Source organism: Clostridium boliviensis, from assembly GCF_033342255.1.
In the GTDB taxonomy this organism is placed as follows: Bacteria; Bacillota; Clostridia; order Lachnospirales; family Lachnospiraceae; genus Lacrimispora; species Lacrimispora boliviensis.
Window position 1 is genome coordinate 283,355 of the sequence record NZ_JAWONS010000099.1, and the last position, 19,785, is coordinate 303,139.

General features: G+C 42.9%; 21 protein-coding genes and 1 other annotated feature. Of the genes, 12 read left to right on the forward strand and 9 right to left on the reverse strand.

From position 1 onward, the window contains the following. Nucleotides 1–6 precede the first annotated feature (6 nt). From RZO55_RS05015 to RZO55_RS05045, 7 genes are all read left to right on the forward strand, one after another. The gene (locus tag RZO55_RS05015; protein WP_318063191.1) at nucleotides 7–930 is read left to right on the forward strand and encodes an RnfABCDGE type electron transport complex subunit D; all 924 of its coding nucleotides are present in this window, start codon (nucleotides 7–9) and stop codon (nucleotides 928–930) included. Next, nucleotides 931–1,545 (forward strand): RnfABCDGE type electron transport complex subunit G, encoded by a 615-nt coding sequence (locus RZO55_RS05020; protein ID WP_318063192.1) that lies wholly within the window; start codon nucleotides 931–933, stop codon nucleotides 1,543–1,545. Nucleotides 1,546–1,556: 11 nt separating this feature from the next. Beyond that, nucleotides 1,557–2,351: an RnfABCDGE type electron transport complex subunit E gene (locus RZO55_RS05025; RefSeq protein WP_318063193.1), complete on the forward strand. Its 795-nt coding sequence runs from the start codon at nucleotides 1,557–1,559 to the stop codon at nucleotides 2,349–2,351. 12 nt (nucleotides 2,352–2,363) lie between these two features. Further along, the gene (rsxA, locus tag RZO55_RS05030; RefSeq protein ID WP_318063194.1) at nucleotides 2,364–2,939 is read left to right on the forward strand and encodes an electron transport complex subunit RsxA; all 576 of its coding nucleotides are present in this window, start codon (nucleotides 2,364–2,366) and stop codon (nucleotides 2,937–2,939) included. A gap of 19 nt (nucleotides 2,940–2,958) precedes the next feature. Then, entirely contained in the window at nucleotides 2,959–3,747 is a 789-nt protein-coding gene (locus tag RZO55_RS05035; protein ID WP_318063195.1) for an RnfABCDGE type electron transport complex subunit B, read from the forward strand. A gap of 170 nt (nucleotides 3,748–3,917) precedes the next feature. After that, nucleotides 3,918–4,682 carry a C39 family peptidase gene (locus RZO55_RS05040; RefSeq protein ID WP_318063196.1) on the forward strand — a complete coding sequence of 255 codons (765 nt, stop codon included), beginning with the start codon at nucleotides 3,918–3,920 and terminating at the stop codon, nucleotides 4,680–4,682. Nucleotides 4,683–4,691: 9 nt separating this feature from the next. Then, nucleotides 4,692–5,798 carry a hypothetical protein gene (locus RZO55_RS05045; protein WP_318063197.1) on the forward strand — a complete coding sequence of 369 codons (1,107 nt, stop codon included), beginning with the start codon at nucleotides 4,692–4,694 and terminating at the stop codon, nucleotides 5,796–5,798. A 77-nt stretch (nucleotides 5,799–5,875) separates the two neighbouring features. Here RZO55_RS05045 and uxaC read toward each other — a convergent pair whose 3' ends face one another. Continuing rightward, nucleotides 5,876–7,273 (reverse strand): glucuronate isomerase, encoded by a 1,398-nt coding sequence (gene uxaC, locus RZO55_RS05050; RefSeq protein WP_318063198.1) that lies wholly within the window; start codon nucleotides 7,271–7,273, stop codon nucleotides 5,876–5,878. Nucleotides 7,274–7,302: 29 nt separating this feature from the next. After that, entirely contained in the window at nucleotides 7,303–8,304 is a 1,002-nt protein-coding gene (locus RZO55_RS05055) for a LacI family DNA-binding transcriptional regulator (RefSeq protein WP_318063199.1), read from the reverse strand. Nucleotides 8,305–8,519: 215 nt separating this feature from the next. On the opposite strand from RZO55_RS05055, the gene RZO55_RS05060 reads away from it, so the two are divergent. From RZO55_RS05060 to RZO55_RS05075, 4 genes are all read left to right on the forward strand, one after another. Continuing rightward, nucleotides 8,520–9,281, forward strand: a complete 762-nt coding sequence (locus RZO55_RS05060) for an IclR family transcriptional regulator (RefSeq protein ID WP_318063200.1) — start codon at nucleotides 8,520–8,522, stop codon at nucleotides 9,279–9,281. Between the two features lie 110 nt (nucleotides 9,282–9,391). Continuing rightward, on the forward strand, nucleotides 9,392–10,042 hold the full coding sequence (locus RZO55_RS05065; RefSeq protein ID WP_318063201.1) for a bifunctional 2-keto-4-hydroxyglutarate aldolase/2-keto-3-deoxy-6-phosphogluconate aldolase: 651 nt from the start codon (nucleotides 9,392–9,394) through the stop codon (nucleotides 10,040–10,042). A 35-nt stretch (nucleotides 10,043–10,077) separates the two neighbouring features. Further along, complete coding sequence (locus RZO55_RS05070; RefSeq protein ID WP_318063202.1) at nucleotides 10,078–11,109, forward strand: PfkB family carbohydrate kinase; 1,032 nt, start codon at nucleotides 10,078–10,080, stop codon at nucleotides 11,107–11,109. A gap of 114 nt (nucleotides 11,110–11,223) precedes the next feature. Next, nucleotides 11,224–12,249, forward strand: a complete 1,026-nt coding sequence (locus tag RZO55_RS05075; protein ID WP_318063203.1) for a sugar kinase — start codon at nucleotides 11,224–11,226, stop codon at nucleotides 12,247–12,249. An 84-nt stretch (nucleotides 12,250–12,333) separates the two neighbouring features. On the opposite strand, the gene RZO55_RS05080 is transcribed toward RZO55_RS05075, so the two are convergent. From RZO55_RS05080 to RZO55_RS05090, 3 genes are read right to left on the reverse strand one after another with little or no spacing between them, the layout of a single operon-like run. Next, on the reverse strand, nucleotides 12,334–13,107 hold the full coding sequence (locus RZO55_RS05080; protein ID WP_318063204.1) for an ABC transporter ATP-binding protein: 774 nt from the start codon (nucleotides 13,105–13,107) through the stop codon (nucleotides 12,334–12,336). Next, nucleotides 13,104–13,982 carry an ABC transporter permease gene (locus RZO55_RS05085; protein ID WP_336624257.1) on the reverse strand — a complete coding sequence of 293 codons (879 nt, stop codon included), beginning with the start codon at nucleotides 13,980–13,982 and terminating at the stop codon, nucleotides 13,104–13,106. The genes RZO55_RS05080 and RZO55_RS05085 overlap by 4 nt, the downstream gene beginning before the upstream one ends. A 28-nt stretch (nucleotides 13,983–14,010) precedes the next feature. Continuing rightward, nucleotides 14,011–15,057 (reverse strand): ABC transporter substrate-binding protein, encoded by a 1,047-nt coding sequence (locus RZO55_RS05090; RefSeq protein ID WP_318063205.1) that lies wholly within the window; start codon nucleotides 15,055–15,057, stop codon nucleotides 14,011–14,013. Between the two features lie 80 nt (nucleotides 15,058–15,137). Next, nucleotides 15,138–15,381 (reverse strand) — a binding site (T-box leader). A gap of 120 nt (nucleotides 15,382–15,501) precedes the next feature. Between RZO55_RS05090 and RZO55_RS05095 the strand changes: the two genes are divergently transcribed. Beyond that, complete coding sequence (locus RZO55_RS05095; protein ID WP_318063206.1) at nucleotides 15,502–16,014, forward strand: cysteine hydrolase family protein; 513 nt, start codon at nucleotides 15,502–15,504, stop codon at nucleotides 16,012–16,014. Between the two features lie 62 nt (nucleotides 16,015–16,076). Here the strand turns inward: RZO55_RS05095 and aroA are convergent, their stop codons facing one another. From aroA to RZO55_RS05115, 4 genes are all read right to left on the reverse strand, one after another. Then, nucleotides 16,077–17,354: a 3-phosphoshikimate 1-carboxyvinyltransferase gene (gene aroA / locus RZO55_RS05100; RefSeq protein WP_318063207.1), complete on the reverse strand. Its 1,278-nt coding sequence runs from the start codon at nucleotides 17,352–17,354 to the stop codon at nucleotides 16,077–16,079. 12 nt (nucleotides 17,355–17,366) lie between these two features. Continuing rightward, nucleotides 17,367–18,464: a prephenate dehydrogenase/arogenate dehydrogenase family protein gene (locus RZO55_RS05105; RefSeq protein ID WP_318063208.1), complete on the reverse strand. Its 1,098-nt coding sequence runs from the start codon at nucleotides 18,462–18,464 to the stop codon at nucleotides 17,367–17,369. Further along, nucleotides 18,457–19,476, reverse strand: a complete 1,020-nt coding sequence (gene aroF, locus RZO55_RS05110; RefSeq protein ID WP_318063209.1) for a 3-deoxy-7-phosphoheptulonate synthase — start codon at nucleotides 19,474–19,476, stop codon at nucleotides 18,457–18,459. The genes RZO55_RS05105 and aroF overlap by 8 nt, the downstream gene beginning before the upstream one ends. 120 nt (nucleotides 19,477–19,596) lie before the next feature. Continuing rightward, nucleotides 19,597–19,740 (reverse strand): hypothetical protein, encoded by a 144-nt coding sequence (locus RZO55_RS05115; RefSeq protein WP_318063210.1) that lies wholly within the window; start codon nucleotides 19,738–19,740, stop codon nucleotides 19,597–19,599. Nucleotides 19,741–19,785 lie beyond the last annotated feature (45 nt).

Consider the following 19,785-nt stretch of genomic DNA (forward strand, 5'->3'; position numbering starts at 1 on the left):
GTGAACATGAGTAAATTATTAAACGTATCATCATCACCTCATGTCAGGGATCAGGTAACATCACAGAATTTAATGCTGGATGTTGCAATCGCCATGATCCCGGCAACTGCGTATGGTGTATATCAGTTTGGAATAAAAGCTGCACTGGTTCTGCTTGTCAGCATTTTATCCTGTGTATTAAGTGAATATGTATTTGAATCCCTGATGGGAAAACCGATCACTGTCAGTGACGGAAGTGCTCTTGTAACAGGAATGATTCTTGGGCTTAACATGCCTCCGGCATTACCTCTGTGGATGGCATTTTTAGGCGGTGTATTTGCAATTATCGTTGTAAAACAGCTTTATGGCGGACTGGGACAGAACTTTATGAACCCTGCGCTTGCGGCAAGATGTTTTCTTCTGATTTCTTTTGCAGGTCCCATGACCACGTTTACATACAATGACGCGGTCGTAAGCCCTACTCCTCTTGCAGCGTTTAAAGCAGGCAATGCAGTAGATGTGACAGCTATGTTTATCGGAAGGATTCCTGGTACGATTGGTGAGGTTTCCGTTATTGCACTTCTGATTGGTGCAGCATATTTAATCGTGAGAAAAGTAATTTCAATCCGGATTCCGGCAGCATATTTAATTACATTTTCTGTGTTTATCTTTATATTTGGCCAGCATGATCTGATGTATGTGCTGACTCACTTATGCGGCGGCGGTATTATATTTGGTGCGTTCTTTATGGCAACTGATTATGTTACCAGCCCTGTTACCCCAAAGGGCCAGATCTACTTTGGAATTCTTCTGGGTGTACTTACCGGTCTGTTCCGTCTTTTCGGAGGTTCAGCAGAGGGAGTTTCTTATGCGATCATCATCAGCAATATTCTGGTTCCTTTAATCGAGAAGATCTCTCTTCCAAAAGCATTTGGAAAGGAGGGCAAGTAGATGAAAAGTGGCGGATTTATGAAAGACGCATTGGTTTTATTTGCTATTACCCTGGTTTCCGGTTTCCTTTTAGGAGGCGCTTATCAGATTACAAAAGCACCCATTGAAAAAGCAACGATTGCTGCTAACAATGAGGCATACAAAGCGGTATTTCCGGAAGCGGCGGATTTTAAATCTGACGATCAGATGAAGGCTGCGATTGAAACCTGCAATACAGAACTGCCGGCACAGAACTTTGGCAATGTAGGCGTAAACAATGCGCTTCAGGCTGTAGATGGAAGCGGCACGCTGCTTGGCTATGTTATCACTTCCCATTCAGATGACAGCTATGGCGGTACTGTAGAGCTTTCTGTAGGAATCAAAGCAGATGGAAGTATAAGCGGTATTGAGTTTCTTGCAATCAGCGATACTCCGGGCTTAGGCCTGAAGGCAAAAGAACCGGCATTTAAAGATCAGTATACCGGAAAGACTGCAGAGTCACTTACAGTTACCAAGTCCGGCAATGCAGGTGACGCTGAGATCAATGCAATCAGCGGTGCTACCATTACATCAAGTGCAACAACCAATGCAGTTAATGCAGCATTGTATTATGTGCATCACTATATAAATCAGTAGGAGGTGGGAAGATGAACAACAAATGTACAGAACGTTTATTTAACGGTATCGTAAAAGAGAATCCGACCTTCGTGCTGATGCTCGGTATGTGTCCGACACTGGCTGTTACCACATCTGCGATAAACGGAGCAGGTATGGGACTTTCCACGACGTTGGTACTGTTATTTTCCAATATGATTATTTCTGCCATGCGTAAGATTATTCCGGACCGTGTGAGAATTCCGGCTTATATCGTTATCGTGGCTACCCTTGTTACGATTGTGCAGCTGCTTTTACAGGCCTATGTACCCAGTCTGTATTCTGCACTTGGAATCTATATTCCGTTGATCGTTGTTAACTGCATTATTTTAGGCCGTGCGGAATCCTATGCTTCCAAAAACGGCGTAATGATCTCCACCTTTGACGGAATTGGTATGGGCCTTGGTTTTACCATCGCATTAACCTGTATCGGTCTGGTTCGTGAGATCTTAGGTTCCGGTGCAGTATTTGGATTTAAATTCATTCCGGAGAGCTACCACATCGCTTCTTTTGTCCTGGCACCCGGTGCGTTCTTTGTGCTTTCGATTTTAACTGCTCTGCAGAATAAGTTTAAAGCACCTTCCGCAACCAATGGTTCCGTTCCGCCGTCTAAGTTAGCCTGCGGAGGCAATTGTATGTCGTGCTCCGGTTCTTCCTGTATGTCAAATCATGAGGTTTTAGAAACCAGAACGAGACAGGCAGAAGAAGGAGCACTTGCAGCTAAAAAAGCAGAAGTAGCCAGAAAAGAAGCAGAGTTAAATGCTGCAACTTCCAAGAAAGACGAATAGGAGAGTGGATCGATGAAAGAGTTATTAATAATTGCCATAGGCTCCGCACTGGTTAACAACGTAGTGCTCAGCCAGTTTCTCGGCCTTTGTCCATTCCTTGGAGTTTCCAAAAATGTGAAAACTTCTGCCGGCATGGGCGCGGCTGTTATCTTTGTTATTACTATCGCATCATTTGTTACCAGTATCATTTATAAGGGTGTACTATACAATCTTCATCTGGAATTTTTACAGACCATCGTATTCATTCTTGTAATTGCAGCACTGGTACAGTTTGTAGAAATGTTTTTAAAAAAATCCATTCCTGCACTTTATGAGGCATTGGGTGTATACCTTCCGCTGATTACAACTAACTGTGCAGTGCTTGGTGTAGCCCTGACTAATGTTCAGAAAAGCTTTAATATTCTGGAAAGTGTTGTAAACGGTGTGGGTACTTCTATTGGCTTCACCATTGCCATCGTTATGCTGGCTGGTGTCCGTGAAAGAATCGAATATAATGACGTTCCTCATTCCTTTAAGGGATCACCGATTGTTCTGATTACCTCTGGCCTGATGGCAATTGCATTTTTCGGATTTTCCGGATTAATTTAGAAGGAGGAGACGAAAGAATATGATAACAGGAATTTTAATTGCGGCAGCCGTTGTAGGCATTATCGGTATTCTGATTGGTATATTCCTCGGCATTGCCAGCGAGAAATTTAAAGTTGAAGTGGACGAAAGAGAAATCCTGGTCAGAAATGAGCTGCCTGGAAACAACTGCGGCGGATGTGGCTATGCAGGTTGTGACGCTTTGGCAAAAGCCATTGCTGCAGGTCAGGCTGATGTTGGTGCCTGCCCCGTAGGCGGCGCGTCCGTTACAGAAAAGATTGGCGAAATTATGGGCGTTTCTGCCGGTACTGCAGATAAAAAGGTTGCTTTTGTTAAATGTAAGGGTACCTGTGATAAGACAAAAGTTCAGTACAATTATTATGGAATTGATGATTGCCGGAAGATATCAGTTGTTCCCGGAGCAGGTGAAAAGGCATGTGTCTATGGCTGTATGGGATATGGATCCTGTGTGAAAGCCTGTGAGTTTGACGCCATTCACGTAGTGGATGGAATTGCAATAGTTGATAAGGAAAAATGCGTTGCCTGTGGAAAATGTGTGGCTTCCTGTCCTAACAACTTAATTGATCTGGTTCCGTATAAGGCAGAGCATTTAGTTCAGTGCAACTCCCATGACAAGGGAAAAGATGTAAAGGCAAAATGTGAAACCGGATGTATCGGCTGTACCATGTGTATCAGGCAGTGCGAATTTGATGCAATCCATATGGACAACAACGTTGCAGTGATTGATTATGAGAAATGTACCAATTGCGGTAAATGTGCGGCTAAGTGCCCGGTTAAAGTAATTATATAAGAGAAAAGCTGTCGCAAAAGCAGATGACCTGCTATTGCGGCAGCTTTTTTATGTCTGATTGCATTTCATTACAGCCAGACTGCCATATTCAACAACAGTGCGTTTTTTTGCAGAATTTTGTTGTATATTAGTCTGGAAGAACATACAAAAGAAAATGGAGGGTAATCAATATGAAAAAGTTAGCAGTTATGTTTCTCACAGTAACCATGGTTTTGTCAGCCTATAGCAGTTCCTTTGCAGGGCAGGGAAATTCAGGGAAAGAATTTATGGAAGCAAAAACCGTATCAGTCACTGGGGAAACCATGCCCTTAAGTCAGGATACCATGAAAGCACCAAAAGGTGCACGTTTAGCAAGACCCCAGGATAAATCCGGTGTTAAAGAACCTGATATGCTGAGTGAGAGTCTCTTACGCCAGTCAGCGTCTTCCTGGAAATATTTAAACGGGTATACCGTATATAGCCAGGTGACAAGCTATAATTGCGGACCTGCATCAGTTCAGGCGGCATTAAATTATCTTGGTGTCAACCAGAATCAATCGGATATTGCGAGAGGATGCAGGACTACGGTTAATGGTTCTTATATTGCGGATATGGTAACCTATATCAACAGACAGCAGGGGCGGAACAGATATGTGGGTAAATATAATGAATCGAAGTCTGAGATGACAAGATTATTATATAGTTCAGTATCAACTGGCAAAGCGGTTCCCATCATAGGATTAACATTTTCAACCAACGACGGATGGCTTTATTCCACAAATGGGCATTTCATGTCTGTATACGGAGCGAAAGGTGACAAATCTGCATTTGCACTGGGAGATCCCTGGATTGGTTATTCAGGTTCCGGACTGTACGGTGAGTCCTGGACATATACCAAATCTGCATCTACGCTTTATAAGGCATATAATAAAGTCAATATAGGATTTATGTACTAATTTCAGATTATGTCAGAGACGAATGTGATATATCAAAAATTGAAAGGCGTTATCGTATCTGTAATCATACTTTGCCTCATAACCTTGTCAGGCTGCCAGACTGAATCCAATCATGTAAGTCCTGCTTACCATGTGGCTTTTGATAATTTTGCATTAAGGACCTATATTGATCTTTATGAAACGAAATTGCTATATATGGAGACTGGTGATGCAGATACAGCCTTCTATATTTATAATTTTCAGGATGGCAGCAATAAGAAGATTTTAACAGTCGGTAATTTTGCGTTAAAAGGGATGAGCAATGCATTTATAGATGATGCCCTGTATTTTTACATGAGTTTATATCAGGGATCAGAATTGGAGAATGATCTGTATGTTGTGAATTTCTCAGAAGAACGCATGTACACTGTATCTAAAAACACATATTATCAAAAACTGATTCCTTTAACAGTCGTAGATGGCAAACTGATATCCCTACAGGGAGATTCTTCAGAAAACGGGACATTTCAATCGTTTATAGAAATGCAGGACAGCAGTCAGACAATGGAACGGGTCCAAATGCATAATGCAGCCAGTCAGCCCCGCCGTATCATTTCTATTGCAAGTGACAATACATATTTATATGCCATAGAAATCAGTGATTCTGATCCGGACAGGAAGTGCTTTATAGTAAAATATGACCGGAATTTTTCATCTATAAGTGAAACGGAAATAACTGAGATCCTGAAAAAACATGAAATAACCAGTGGAATAGCTTCTTTTTCTGTGTTTCAGAATTATTTCACTATTACGGATTATTCCAGTAATACCATTGTATGCAGCTTTGCAGGTGGGGATAATCAGGCTCTGCTATGCGAAAATGATCTTGTGTACGTACCCAATGATTCCGCGGGCAGTTCCCATGAGTTCTTATATAAAAGAAATACGAATGAAATCTACAGGCTGGATACAGAATCAGGAAAATTCGAGATTCAGAATTTCGATCTGGAAAATGAAACATACAGTATTCGGGTCATGCTTTCTTATGGGGATAATCTTTTGATAGTAAAGCAGCCGGACAATGGCAATGGGAAGGAAAATGTATATTTGATTCCTCAGAAATACGAAAAACAATAATCATATAATGAAAAAAGGTGCCGCAAAGACGCTGTAAATCAGCAGTTCTTTGCGGCACCGTGTATGAATGCCTTGTATTAGAATCCGAAATATTTCATAGCATTGTTGTAAGAAATCCCTTCAACAATCTCTTTTAATGCCTTCTGGTCATCCGGATATTCTCCGTTGTCTACCCAGCCGCCTACCAGTTCACAGAGAATTCTGCGGAAATATTCGTGTCTGGTATAAGATAAGAAGCTTCTGGAATCGGTAAGCATACCAATGAAGTTTCCAAGACATCCTAAGTTAGCAAGAGAAGTCATCTGCTCTGTCATGCCGGTTTTGTTATCATTAAACCACCATGCTGAACCCTGCTGGATCTTTCCAGGGTACTGGCTCTGGAAACAGCCGAGGATTGTTCCGATGGAAGCGTTATCGTTAGGGTTTAAGGAATAGATGATAGTTTTCGGAACCTCATCTGTAGCGCTTAATGCGTTGAGATAATCAGCCATCTGTGCAGAAGGAGCATAGTTGTTGATACAGTCAAATCCGGTATCAGGTCCTAGCTTTTCGAACATAAGAGCATTATTATCTCTCTTACAGCCGTAATGAAGCTGCATAATCCATCCCATACGGTTGTATTCCTTAGCTGCAAAGATCATAAATGCAGTTTTGTATTTCAGTTCTTCTTCCTTTGTAACAGCTTTTCCGGAAATGCTTTTTGCGAAGATTGCATCAAGCTCTGCATCGTCAGCAGGCACATGCATAACATACTCAAGAGCATGGTCAGATACACAGCAGCCCTGGCTGGAAAAGAATTCCATACGGTTCTTTAAAGCGGCCTTTAAAGATGCAAAATCCTTGATTTCCATCTTGCTTGCAGCAGAAAGCTTTGTAATATAAGCGGCAAAATCAGGTTTTTCAACATTCATGGCCTTGTCTGGTCTCCATGCAGGAAGAACCTTTACCTCAAAAGAGGAATCCGAAGCAATCTTCTGATGCCATTCCAGCGTATCAGCAGGATCATCCGTTGTACAGATTAAAGTCACATTGGACTGTCTTATTAAATTACGGACACTCATGGAATCCTGATGCAGTTTTTCATTGCATAAATTCCAGACTTCTTCTGCAGTATCTCCGTTTAAATAGCCGGTGTAGCCAAAATATCTCTGCAGTTCTAAGTGGCTCCAGTGATAAAGTGGGTTACCGATCAGTTTTGGCATGGTTTCTGCCCATTTCTGGAATTTTTCCCTGTCAGTGGCATCTCCGGTAATGTATTTTTCTTCTACTCCGTTGGAACGCATCTGACGCCATTTATAATGATCGCCGCCCAGCCATACCTGAGTGATGGTATCAAATTTGCGGTCTTCATAAATTTCCTGTGGATTGATGTGGCAGTGATAGTCAACGACTGGCATCTTTGCCGCATAATTGTGATAGAGATCCTTTGCAGACTGAGTAGACAGTAAAAAGTCTTTGTCCATAAATTGTTTCATATTAGAGTGTCCTCCTTAGATATATGTGATTAAAAATTAGTAGTACCTCGCTTGATCAGCTCCGGAGTAATGGAAGTTTTAGCAGGCACATTGCCTCCTTCCAGCACCCTCATCAAAGTGTTGACGGTAGTGGTGCAGAGCGCTTCCACCTTGTTGTCCACGGAAGTGATTTCCGGCGTTGTGCACCGGGATAATATGGAATTATTATATCCAATAATGCTTAATTCCTCGGGGATGGAAATACCGGTCTGATTTGCATATTTTACCGCACCAACAGCCAAAATATCCTCAGCAGCCAAAACAGAATCAAACTTAATACCGGAATCTGATAATTCCTTAAGCTGTTTCATGGCAAGATCCGGGTCTTTGGAGCAGAGAACCATGAGTTCGTCCTTTACCGGAAGATTGGCAGAAGAGGTAGCCTGCCGGTATCCTGAAAGCTTACATAAATTGCTGTAGGATGTGCCGGAATAAAGATATAACAGTGCAGACCGGCCGGATTTATAAAGTTTTGCTGCAGCAGAATAAACAGCAGCCTGGTCGTCACAGACCGTACTGTAAATCTGTCCGCCTTCCAGACAGCCGTTGACCAGCATAATGGGAATATCTCTTGCGGCTTCTAAAAGATAGGCATTGTCCCTGTCCCTGGCCTCCACATAATGGGAGCCGGCAAGAATAATGGCATCCACACGTTTGGAACGCAAAAGCTCCAGATACTTCTTTTTGGTTTCAGGAAGATAGCCGCTGCAGCATAAGATGGAATCATAGCCGCTGCTTCTCAATTGCTTTTCCAGATAATAGACAGCCTCAGCAAGCCATGGATCAGAGGAATCTGCGCACATGATTCCAATGGTTTTCATGGTGTTAAGTCCCAGACTTCTGGCGAACACATTCGGTGTATAACCAAGTTCATCCATGACAGCAAGAACCCGTTTTCTGGTTTTGTCACTGACATTGGGATTCCCGTTAATAACACGGGAGACGGTAGCGATGGAAACATGAGCATGTTCGGAAACATCGTATATATTCAAAAGCATCCCCTCCGTAATTGTAAGTATTTACATTCCTAGGTTATTATACATAATTATGATATATATTACAATCCCCCATTTGTCTTTTTTGCTAAATATTATAAAATATCCGTATAATCCTGTAAACACTTACAAATACTTCATATATGGTAAAATAATCTTGATTTTTTGTGGACCCCGGGAGTATACTAGAGCCTAGAAACGGAGGCTATACCATGAAACTTAACAGAACTACACAACGTACAGTAGAAATCCTGAAGCTTATTTCGAAGACACCGGAAGGCGCAACGTTAGATGATATCTGCCAGAAGCTGGATCTGCCGAAGACCAGCGCCTATGATATTATCACCACTCTGGGAGAGATGGGCATGGTCAATGTGACACGGGGGCAGAAGCAGAATTATACCATCGGTCTGATGGCATACCGGATCGGAGTCAATTATACCAATAATCTTAATTTTATCGGAACGATCGAGCCGGTTCTCAAGGCATTTTCAAAGGAAGTGGGAAAAACTGTTTTTTTTGGAATTCCATCGGATCACCATGTTGTATACATATGTAAGTTCGAACCGGAGAATCCTATTATTACAACTGCCACGGTCGGATCAAAAAATCCTATGTACTGTACTTCTTTAGGAAAGGTGATTCTTGCTTACAGCGATGAGGAGAACGCAGATCAGATCATTGGCCGCATACGGTTTAACCGGTTTACAGAACGTACCATTGAAAACAGAGAAGGCCTTCTTGCTGAACTGGAAAAGGTCAGGGAAAGAGGATACGCTTTTGATGCAAGAGAGATGGAAGAGCATATGCAGTGCGTGGGAGCTCCGGTCTTTGACCGGGATGGCAATGTGCTGGGAGCAATCAGCATCTCCAGCTTATATAAGCCGGCTGAGGATTATGATGCACTTGGAAAGCTGGTTTCAAAGAAGGGAATGGAGGTTTCCAGATTATTAGGCTTTCTTGGAAAAATATGAGGAATACTTATTGACAAAATGCCTTTAAGCGATTAATATTTCAAGTATAGGAATCGTAAATATGAAGTCAATTCGTATATACGAATTTAAAAAAGGAGAGAAGAACAATCATGAAAAAAGAACAAGTTTTATCTAAGATGAAAAAAGACTGTCTGGTTGCTGTTGTTCGTGCGAAAAGCCTGGAACAGGGCGAAAAAGTCGTAGATGCAATTATCGCAGGCGGAATCAATTTTATTGAAATCACTATGACTATGGATGAAGGAAACCCAATTGAATTCATCGCTAAGATGTCTGAAAAATACAGAAGCAATGAAGACGTTGTAATCGGTGCAGGTACTGTTCTGGATCCTGAGACTGCAAGAGCTGCAATCCTTGCAGGTGCCAACTATGTGGTAAGCCCGGGATTAAATGTGGAGACCATTAAGCTTTGCAACCGTTACAGAGTACCGATGCTTCCAGGCGTTATGACTCCTACCGAAGCAATCACTGCACTGGAGTGCGGCTGTGACATCATCAAGATCTTCCCAGGCAATATCATGGGACCGGCAGCAATCAGCTCCTTTAAAGGCCCCCTTCCTCAGGGAGATTTCATGCCATCCGGCGGTGTTGACGTTGATAACGTTGATAAGTGGATTAAGGCAGGCGCATATGCAGTTGGTACAGGCAGCAGCCTGACAAAGGGCGCTAATACAGGCGATTTTGCAGCAGTTACTGCTAAAGCAAAAGAATTTGTTGAAGCAGTGGCAGCAGCACGCAAATAATAGATTAAGAACAGCAGAATTAAGGAGAATACAAAATGGCAAAGATCGTAACCATGGGCGAGATCATGTTAAGATTATCTACCCCGAACAATGAAAAGTTTATTCAGGCAGATGAATTTGATGTAAATTACGGCGGCGGCGAAGCAAACGTTGCAGTTTCTCTTGCAAATTACGGACATGACGCTGAATTCGTATCAGCAGTTCCGAAGAATCCGATCGGCGAGTGCGCAGTTGCAGCTTTAAGAAAATACAATGTTGGAACAAAACACATTGCAAAAACCGGAGAGAGACTTGGTATCTATTTCTTAGAGACAGGTTCTGCAATGAGAGCTTCTACTGTTGTATATGACAGAGCTCATTCCTCCATCTCTACAGCAACAGCTGCAGACTTTAACTTTGATGAGATTTTTGAAGGAGCAGACTGGTTCCACTTTACAGGAATCACTCCAGCTGTAAGCGACAGTGCAGCTGAACTGACTGAAGCAGCTTTAAAGGCAGCTAAGGCACACGGCGTAACTGTATCCGTTGACTTAAACTTCCGTAAGAAATTATGGTCCTCTGAGAAAGCACAGAAGGTTATGACAAACTTAATGCAGTATGTAGATGTATGTATCGGTAACGAAGAAGATGCAGAGAAAGTTCTTGGCTTCAAGCCGGGGAACACGGATGTGACTTCCGGAGAACTGGAATTACAGGGATATGTGGATATCTTCAATCAGATGGTTGACAAGTTCAACTTCAAGTATGTAATCAGCTCTTTACGTGAAAGCCATTCTGCTTCCGATAACGGCTGGTCTGCATGTATTATGGACGGAGCTACACGTGAATTCTATCATTCCAGAAAGTATCACATCACACCAATCGTAGACCGTGTAGGCGGCGGAGATTCCTTCGCAGCAGGCGTAATCTGCGGTATGGCTGATAAGAAGGATTTCAAGGCTGCTCTTGAATATGCAGTAGCTGCATCCGCATTAAAGCACACCATTCCTGGCGATTTCAACCTTGTATCCAGAGAAGATGTTGACAGCCTGGCAGGCGGTGACGGATCAGGACGTGTTCAGAGATAATTTCTGACTGACTATTCCGGCAGATGATATGACTGCCTCTAACTGAACGAGGAAAGACATCGGGGGTCATTGCAATGACCCCCTTTTTTTAAAATCTATGGAGGAACGATCAAGATGAGTGACAGACCATTTGATTTATTAAGCCTGGGAGAATTGCTTTTACGTCTGTCTCCGGCTGGCGTAGAAAGGCTGGTCAGGGGTGATTCCTTTCAAAAGCAGGTAGGTGGAGCGGAGTTAAACGTAGCGGTAGGAGCGGCTCTTTTAGGGCTTCATACCGGTGTGGTAACGCAGCTTCCATCAAATGACATGGGAAATTTTGTAAAGAACAAAGTACGTTCCTATGGAATCAGTGATGATTATTTTGTATATGATGAAAGCTCCAATGCCAGACTTGGGCTTTATTATTACGAGTATGGAGCATATCCAAGAAAGCCCAAGGTAATTTATGACAGAAAGAACAGTTCTTTCTATAATATTACAGAGACTTCATTTCCGGACGATATGTATAAAGCAACCACCTGTTTTCACACCACCGGTATCACCCTTGCTTTGTGTGAGAATACAAGAAAAACTGCCATTGATATGATGCGTAAATTCAAAGAAAGCGGCACGATTATTTCTTTTGATGTAAATTTCCGGGGGAATCTATGGACAGGAGAGGAAGCGAGAGCGTGCATCGAACAGATTCTTCCTTACGTGGATATCTTTTTTTGTTCGGAAGATACGGCGAGGCTGACCTTTAAAAAAGAAGGAACAGTCAAAGAGATGATGAAGAGCTTTACAAAGGATTACCCCATATCCATTGTGGCTTCCACTCAAAGAATCGTACATAGTCCGAAGAGTCATACATTCGGTTCTATTATTTACGATGCTGCGAGAAATGAATATTATGAGGAAGAGCCTTACCGTAATATTGATGTTGTGGACCGGATCGGCAGCGGAGATGCATATATAGCAGGTGCGCTTTATGGTCTTTTAAGCACTGGCGGAGACTGCATGAAAGCGGTTCAGTACGGCAATGCTACGGCTGCTTTAAAAAATACGATACCGGGTGATCTTCCAACCTCAGATTTAAGCGAGGTTAATACGATAATCCGGGAACATAACGATAAGGGACCTCAGAGTGAGATGAGCAGATAGCACTGCAGGTTATAGAGAAGCGGAACAGGACATTAAAAATCCTGTTCCGCTTTTAAATGAAGGAAATAGGGGCCTTTGCCCTTGTTAATTTCCACACTCTACACTGATCTCGTTGAACTTCTCAAGAATGAAGTTGATATCCATACCCATTTTTTCCTGATCTGCGCAGTCCACAACTGCATTTCCCTGATGCATCATCAAAAGCCTGTTCCCATAGTCCACTGCATAACGGAGGTTATGAGTCACCATGATGGTTGTCAGCTGTTTTTCTTTCACGATCTTGTCTGTCAGCTGCATGATGATCTCTGCCGTTTTGGGATCAAGGGCTGCTGTATGCTCATCAAGAATCAGGAATTCAATAGGTGTCATGGTTGACATTAAAAGCGCCATGGCCTGCCTTTGCCCCCCGGACAGAACACCCACCTTTACATGCAGTTTATCTTCCAGGCCCAGACCTAAGGTATGAAGCTGTTCTTTATAATACCCAATCCGTTGTTTATTGGTTCCGGGACGCAGGTTAAAAGGCTTTCCTTTCGTATCCGCCAATGCCATATTTTCCAGAATAGTCATGTTAGGGCAGGTCCCCATAGCGGGATTCTGATAGACTCTTCCAATCCGTCGCTGACGGCGGTATTCCGGCATACTGGTGATATCGGTTCCGTTAATGAGTATGGATCCGCTGTCCAGAGGTATACTTCCGCAGATCAGATTTAAAAGGGAAGTTTTTCCCGATCCATTGCTTCCCACAACCGATACAAACTGCTGGTCCTTTATGGTTAAATCAAAATTGCTAAAGAGGCACATTTCATTGACAGTCCCGTGGTTGTAATATTTGTTTATATTCTTCAGTTCAATCATGCTTTCACCTTCTTTTCCCTTCCGTTGCTCAGTACCAGAATAGCTAAGAACAGAACCGATGTAATCAGTTTCAGATCAGAAGCTTCCATTCCCAGATAGATCGCAATAGATACGCAGGCTTTGTAAATAATAGAGCCTATAATGACAGCAGTGGTTGATTTGACAAATCCGACCCGTTTAAACAGCTTTGTTCCGATAATTACATTGGCAAGTCCTATAACAATGGTTCCCGTTCCCATACTGATCTCGAAAAAACCCTTTTGCTGGCAGTATACGGAACCAGCCAGGGCAGCAAGACCGTTTGCGATGGCCAGACCAACGATTTTAACCATTCCACGGTCCTTTGCAAGAGAAGTAACAAGTGTTTCATTATCGCCCACAGCTCTTAACAGATAACCGGAGCGGGTTTTTAAGTACTGGTCTAAGATGAATTTAACAACTAAAACGATGACTGCAAGAATGATAACTACTGTTACAGAGCTTAAAGACGCCGGAAACAGCCTGTTTACCAGGCTGTTTTCAAAAATGGTGTTCACATTGAAAAATGGAACATTGGCTTTTTGGGCGACTCTTAAATTAACGGAGTACAAAGCGGTCATGACAATAATACCAGACAGAAGATCCCGTACTTTTAATTTTACATGGATGAAACCGGTAATGCATCCGGCAAGAGCACCTATGGCAAATGCAATAAACAATGTTGCCAGAGGATTGAATCCGGCTAAAATAAGGGTAACGGTAACAGCGCCTCCAAGGGGAAAAGTCCCATCAACAGACAGATCCGGAAAATCCAGAATCTTATAGGTGATGTATACGCCCAGTGCCATAATGGCATAAACCAGACCTTCTTCCAAAACGCCAAGTATAATTGACATGATTTTACTTCCTCCACTAAGTTTCTATTTATTTTGTTCCTTTTGAAATATCAGTAAACATCTCAGCTGCAGAATCTGTCAGATCCTTTGGTAAGTTGATGCCCAGTGCTTCGGCAACCTTAGAATTACCGTAAAATGCTGCATCTTTGATTACTTCAAAGTTTAATTCGCTTGCTTTGGTTTCCCCCTTTAATACTTTGGCAGCCATGACACCGGTCTGTTTTCCTAAATCCACATAATCAAGACCCATAGCTGCGAGACAGCCGATCTTCACCTGTTCCACCTCGCTGCCGAAAACAGGAATGTTCTTCTTGCTGGCTTTATCAAGGATAAGAGGAAGAGAGCTGACTACTGTATTATCGGTTAAATTGTTAAGGCAGTCCACCTTTTCTAAAATGCTGTCAGCTGCCAGGGGGATATCAGCCGTGGCAGTAACCGGTCCTTCCACAATTTCAAATCCGTAATTACCAGCCGCCTCTTTATATTCTTTAATAGCTGTTTCTGAGTTTACTTCACTGGTACTGTATAAAATTCCGATTTTTTTTGCATCCGGAAGAACCTTGCGGATCATTTCCAGCTGTTTTTCAACAGGGAGTTTATCGCTGGTTCCGGTTATTTCGCCTACCGGTGTACCATCTTCATTGGCAAGTGCAGCTGCTGCCGGATCTGTAACGGCTGTAAAAATAACTGGTATATCCGCTTTTTTTGCTCCGCTGTAGGCTGCCTGTGCCATGGGAGTTGCAATGGCGCAGATCAGATTGGTCTTTTTGGCAAGAAAGTTGTTTACAATCTGACTTGCAGTACCTCCGTCTGCCTGTGCGTTCTCATAAAGGACGGTTAAATTCTTTCCTTCCTCCAGTCCTTCCTCAGCAAGCCCCTTTAAGAAACCTTCTCTGCAGTTATCCAGAGAACCATGCTCTGCAAATTGGGCGATTCCGATGGTGTAGGCTGATGCTTCTTCGCTTTTTGCAGTTGCAGCAGCGGTAGTATTAGTGCCAGGTGCTTTACCGGAAGCACATCCGGTGAGGGTGGCAGCAAGTGCTGCAAGTAACATGATTTTTACAGATTTTTTCATAATAATTCCTCCTGAAATTTATTTTCATTGATACAAAAGCTTTCATTGCATAAAAAAAGTCCCAAGTATGTTATTCACATACTTGAGACGAATCATACAATCCGCGGTGCCACTCAAATTGGCTTAATATAAGCCCTCTTTTCATATACTAACATATATGCCACATTATATAACGGTTGTGGATTCCGTCAGCCCTTACTTCCAATTGGTTCAAGACTGCCCTCAAAAGTCCATTCAGCTATCTGCACTATACCGCACTCACACCACCGGCGGCTCTCTGAAATACTGCTGGGAAAGCTTACTTTTCTTTTTCAACGGTTTCTTTTATTAATCAATATATTAATGCGTGAAAGGAATTTTGTCAACAGGTAATTGAAAAAACTTTATTTATTTCCCGTAATCTGTGATAAAATGGGAAAAAGACCTGCGATGGAAGGAGAACTTATGAGCAGACTGTTAGTAGTGGTGGACATGCAGAAAGATTTTATAGACGGTTCTTTAGGAACCAGAGAAGCGGAAGCGATCGTTAACAATGTGAAAAAGAAAATTGAAGAATATCAGGCAGCAGGAGAAGATGTGATATTTACTCTGGATACCCATGAGAATCATTATATGGATACTCAGGAGGGAAAGAATCTTCCAGTCCTTCACTGTGTTAAGGGGACTGCCGGCTGGGAATTGGCTGATGCCTTAAAAGAGATTCCGGGCAGGCGGTTTGAGAAGAATACCTTTGCCAGTAAGGCTGCGGGAGAATACGCGGCTTCAGGCAGTTATGAGTCCATAGAGCTTATCGGTCTGTGCACCGATATCTGCGTCATATCCAATGCACTGTTAATCAAGGCATTTCTTCCGGAAACTCCGGTTCTGGTTGATTCTTCCTGTTGTGCGGGAGTTACGCCGGAAAGCCATGAGAATGCGTTAAAAGCCATGAAGATGTGCCAGGTCACCATTTTATAATCAAAATATAAAAAGCAAAAAAACAAGTGATGCTGTTTTTTTGCTTATTTGTATTTAATCTGTTATTTTCCAAGACGTTCTAAATCCTGATAGAAACCGGGGTAGGAGATATTAACACATTCAGCTCCCTTAATTTCTGTTTCCCCTTCTGCACATAGTCCTGCAATAGCGAAGGTCATGGCGATCCGGTGGTCCAGCCTGCTGTCAATCACTGCTCCGTAAAGAGGTTTCCCCCCGCGGATTATCATTCCGTCCTCTGTTTCTGTCACCTCAGCTCCCATTGCAGAAAGATTCTGAACCATTACTTCAATCCGGTTAGATTCCTTTACCTTTAATTCCCCAGCATCTTTTATTATGGTTTCACCCTCTGCAAAGCATGCCATGGCGGCTATGATGGGAAGTTCATCAATTAAAGCGGGGATAATGGCACCGCTGATTTCGGTTCCGTGAAGAGTACTGGTTTTTACAAGAATATCAGCAGTAGGCTCACCGGAATCGGTGTTTTTGTTAAGCAGAGTGATATCCGCTCCCATATCCCTGCATACAGAAAGAATTCCGTCTCTGGTAGGATTGATTCCCACATGCTTTATGAGTATTTCAGAGCCAGGTATTAAAAGACCTGCAGCAATGAAAAAGGCGGCAGAGGAGATATCCCCCGGAACATCGATTCTGCTGCCATACAATTCCTTTGCAGGCCGTATGGAGGCAGTTGTGCCTTCTGCTGTTACATCAGCGCCAAAGTATTTAAGCATGATTTCTGAATGGTTTCTTGAAACATAAGGTTCGGTTACCTTTGTTTCACCCTCTGCATAAAGTCCTGCCAGAAGAATAGCTGATTTAACCTGGGCAGAGGCCACCCTGCTGGTGTAATGAATGCCGTAAAGCTTCTTTCCTGTAATGGTAAGAGGCGCGCAGCCATTGCCCTCTAAGCTTCTTATATCAGCACCCATGTGTGAGAGCGGGTCCATGATCCGTTTCATTGGGCGTTTTTTTATGGAATCATCGCCGGTTAAGGTGACATCAAAGCTCTGGGCAGACAAAAGACCAGTTATCAGGCGGGTAGTAGTGCCGCTGTTGCCGCAGTCCAGGATATCTTCCGGTTTTTTTAGTCCATAAAGACCGTTTCCGTGAACAATTACAGAGTCCCCGTTATTTTCAATAGCAATGCCCATCTTTTTAAAACAGGCAATGGTAGACAGGCAATCGGCGCCCTGAAGAAAATTGGTGATTTCTGTCGTACCTTTTGCCAGAGATCCGAACATAATACTGCGGTGGGATATGGATTTATCGCCGGGTATGGATAATTCCCCCCTTAAAGGGGAGGCTTTTGTGAATTTCATAGGATACCTCTCTTAATTGGAAATTAATTCATAATGATAGCTTTCCAGCTGCTTCCAGGCCTGATCCATGGTTTCCTTATTGTAAAATGCAATACGCAGGGCACCTTCTCCATGCTCCCGGTTATGATTGATCCCGATATTGCGGATACTGATTCCCTTGGAGGCGAGAATCACGGACAAGGTTGATATGGCACCCACTTCATCGGCCATGTCAACTGTGAAGGAGTATTCCGGTGCAATAGGGCCGGTGGCCCGTTCCGAAAAGGTATTCCGGTAATTCCTGGAGGTTTGAAACAGCTGGTTGATATAACTGCCGTTTTTCTGGTTTAACTGGTCTAAAATCTGATTTAAGGATGTGATATACCGTTCTAAAATAATAGTAAGGTTCTGCTGGTTTGTCATGCAGATCTGTTCCCACATTTCCGGGGAGGAGGAGGCAATACGTGTAATATCCTTAAATCCTCCTGCTGCCAGCCTTTTCATCAGACCCTGCTGGTTGTCAGAATCCTTTACTAAATTAACCAGACTGGAGGCGACGATATGGGGCAGATGACTGACTGCAGCCGTCACAAAATCGTGCTCGTGATAATCCAGAACAATGGGGATGGAACCGATCATTTCTGCAATACGGACCAGACGTTTCGTCTGATCCTGGGTAGTTTTGGCTGTAGGTGTAATGATATAATAAGCATTCTCCAGCAGATGGTCGGTGGAATTTACATAGCCTGTTTTCTCAGAACCTGCCATAGGGTGTCCCCCCACAAAACAGGATTCCATATCAAGGCGGATGACGGCCTCATGGATATCCGTTTTGGTGCTTCCTACATCGGTAACAATGGCTCCGGGTTTTAAAAATGGCTGAATTTTACTTAAATAGTCTGCATTGTATTCCACGGGTGTACAAAGAAATATGATATCACATTCCAACAGCTCATTCCCAATTCCGTCCAGAATGACATCGACGATACCATCTTCTTTGGCCTCCATCAGTCTGGAGCGGGTTCTCATATAAGCCATGATTTTAGTTTCAGGTGTTTCACGCTTGATCCCCCGGGCAATGGACCCCCCGATCAGACCAAGCCCGATAAAGGCTATTACGGCATCATTCATTTAAAACCCTCCCCGAAAGTTTTGCATAAGGCTGTAACTGGCTGGTTAACTGCTCAAACTGCTCAAAGGTGAGAGACTGTGGACCGTCTGATAATGCGCAGGAAGGACAGGGATGAACTTCCACGATTAAACCGTCTGCGCCCACGGCAAGGGCTGCCTTAGAGATAGGTTCAATGTAAGCCCTGACTCCGGTTGCATGACTGGGGTCTACGATAACCGGGAGATGGCTTTTTGAGCGGATAACCGGAATTGCGCTGATGTCCAGAGTGTTTCTTGTGGCAGTTTCATATGTGCGGATTCCTCTTTCACAAAGAACAATGTTAGGATTCCCTTCGGAAGCAATGTATTCTGCTGCGTTTAACCATTCATCGATAGTAGCACAAAGACCTCTTTTTAAAAGAACTGGAATCCCTGCTTTTCCTGCTTCTTTTAAAAGTTCGAAATTCTGCATGTTTCTTGCGCCGATCTGGATCATATCAACGTATTTCACTGCAGTTTCCAGTGCACGCAGGCTGGTCACCTCACAAACCACATTCAGTCCGGTTGCCTCTCTGGCTTCTTTCATGTACTGTAATCCTTCTTCTTCAAGTCCCTGAAACGCGTAGGGGGAAGTTCTTGGTTTGTAAGCACCGCCTCTTAAGAACTGGGCACCGGCTTTTTTCACTGCATAAGCAGTTTCTATAAGCATATCATGGTTTTCAATGGCACAGGGACCAGCCATCAAGGTAAGATGTCCCGGACCAATTTTCGTTTTACCGACGGTGATGACGGAATCTTCCGGATGAAACTTTTTGTTCACAACCTTGTAACTTTCTGTTACTGCAACTATTTTATCCACACCATCCATCATCTCAATATTCGCACCCTGAATTTTCGTTTTATCACCTACAACACCTACAATCGTTACCTGGGTTCCTTCTGATAAATGAGCGGTCAGTCCGCTGGATTCAATAAATTGCTTTACATTACTGACAGCTTCTGGAGAAGCATTAGGTTTCATAATAATTATCATATCTCTTTTCCCTCTCTTCAAACAAATGATTAATCCCCATTGTAATGGATAGTATGGAAGTTGTCAACGCTTTTACACGTTAAACTTTGACACTTTAAAGTAAATGTTATTATAAAGGATCTACATGACAACTTTACACATGGTAAAACTGGCGGAAACAGCAGTCTGGTCAGCTCCCTTTTTGTGTAGAACTTCTGTCTGAATGAGAAGAACAATAAAAAAAGTTACATGAAACATGGAAAATGCCATATAATTTTTTTGCAAAATTATTTAAAATAACAGTATGAGGCAAAATATCAAACAATATGC

Coding starts and splice junctions, on each gene's coding strand:
- RZO55_RS05065 (WP_318063201.1), top strand. CDS start 9,392: ATGAAAAAAGAACAAGTTTTATCTAAGATGAAAAAAGACTGTCTGGTT.
- RZO55_RS05045 (WP_318063197.1), top strand. CDS start 4,692: ATGTCAGAGACGAATGTGATATATCAAAAATTGAAAGGCGTTATCGTA.
- RZO55_RS05035 (WP_318063195.1), top strand. CDS start 2,959: ATGATAACAGGAATTTTAATTGCGGCAGCCGTTGTAGGCATTATCGGT.
- RZO55_RS05025 (WP_318063193.1), top strand. CDS start 1,557: ATGAACAACAAATGTACAGAACGTTTATTTAACGGTATCGTAAAAGAG.
- aroA (WP_318063207.1), bottom strand. CDS start 17,354: ATGAAATTCACAAAAGCCTCCCCTTTAAGGGGGGAATTATCCATACCC.
- RZO55_RS05080 (WP_318063204.1), bottom strand. CDS start 13,107: ATGATTGAACTGAAGAATATAAACAAATATTACAACCACGGGACTGTC.
- aroF (WP_318063209.1), bottom strand. CDS start 19,476: ATGATAATTATTATGAAACCTAATGCTTCTCCAGAAGCTGTCAGTAAT.
- uxaC (WP_318063198.1), bottom strand. CDS start 7,273: ATGAAACAATTTATGGACAAAGACTTTTTACTGTCTACTCAGTCTGCA.
- RZO55_RS05020 (WP_318063192.1), top strand. CDS start 931: ATGAAAAGTGGCGGATTTATGAAAGACGCATTGGTTTTATTTGCTATT.
- RZO55_RS05015 (WP_318063191.1), top strand. CDS start 7: ATGAGTAAATTATTAAACGTATCATCATCACCTCATGTCAGGGATCAG.
- rsxA (WP_318063194.1), top strand. CDS start 2,364: ATGAAAGAGTTATTAATAATTGCCATAGGCTCCGCACTGGTTAACAAC.
- RZO55_RS05105 (WP_318063208.1), bottom strand. CDS start 18,464: ATGAATGATGCCGTAATAGCCTTTATCGGGCTTGGTCTGATCGGGGGG.
- RZO55_RS05075 (WP_318063203.1), top strand. CDS start 11,224: ATGAGTGACAGACCATTTGATTTATTAAGCCTGGGAGAATTGCTTTTA.
- RZO55_RS05095 (WP_318063206.1), top strand. CDS start 15,502: ATGAGCAGACTGTTAGTAGTGGTGGACATGCAGAAAGATTTTATAGAC.
- RZO55_RS05085 (WP_336624257.1), bottom strand. CDS start 13,982: ATGTCAATTATACTTGGCGTTTTGGAAGAAGGTCTGGTTTATGCCATT.
- RZO55_RS05090 (WP_318063205.1), bottom strand. CDS start 15,057: ATGAAAAAATCTGTAAAAATCATGTTACTTGCAGCACTTGCTGCCACC.
- RZO55_RS05040 (WP_318063196.1), top strand. CDS start 3,918: ATGAAAAAGTTAGCAGTTATGTTTCTCACAGTAACCATGGTTTTGTCA.
- RZO55_RS05070 (WP_318063202.1), top strand. CDS start 10,078: ATGGCAAAGATCGTAACCATGGGCGAGATCATGTTAAGATTATCTACC.
- RZO55_RS05060 (WP_318063200.1), top strand. CDS start 8,520: ATGAAACTTAACAGAACTACACAACGTACAGTAGAAATCCTGAAGCTT.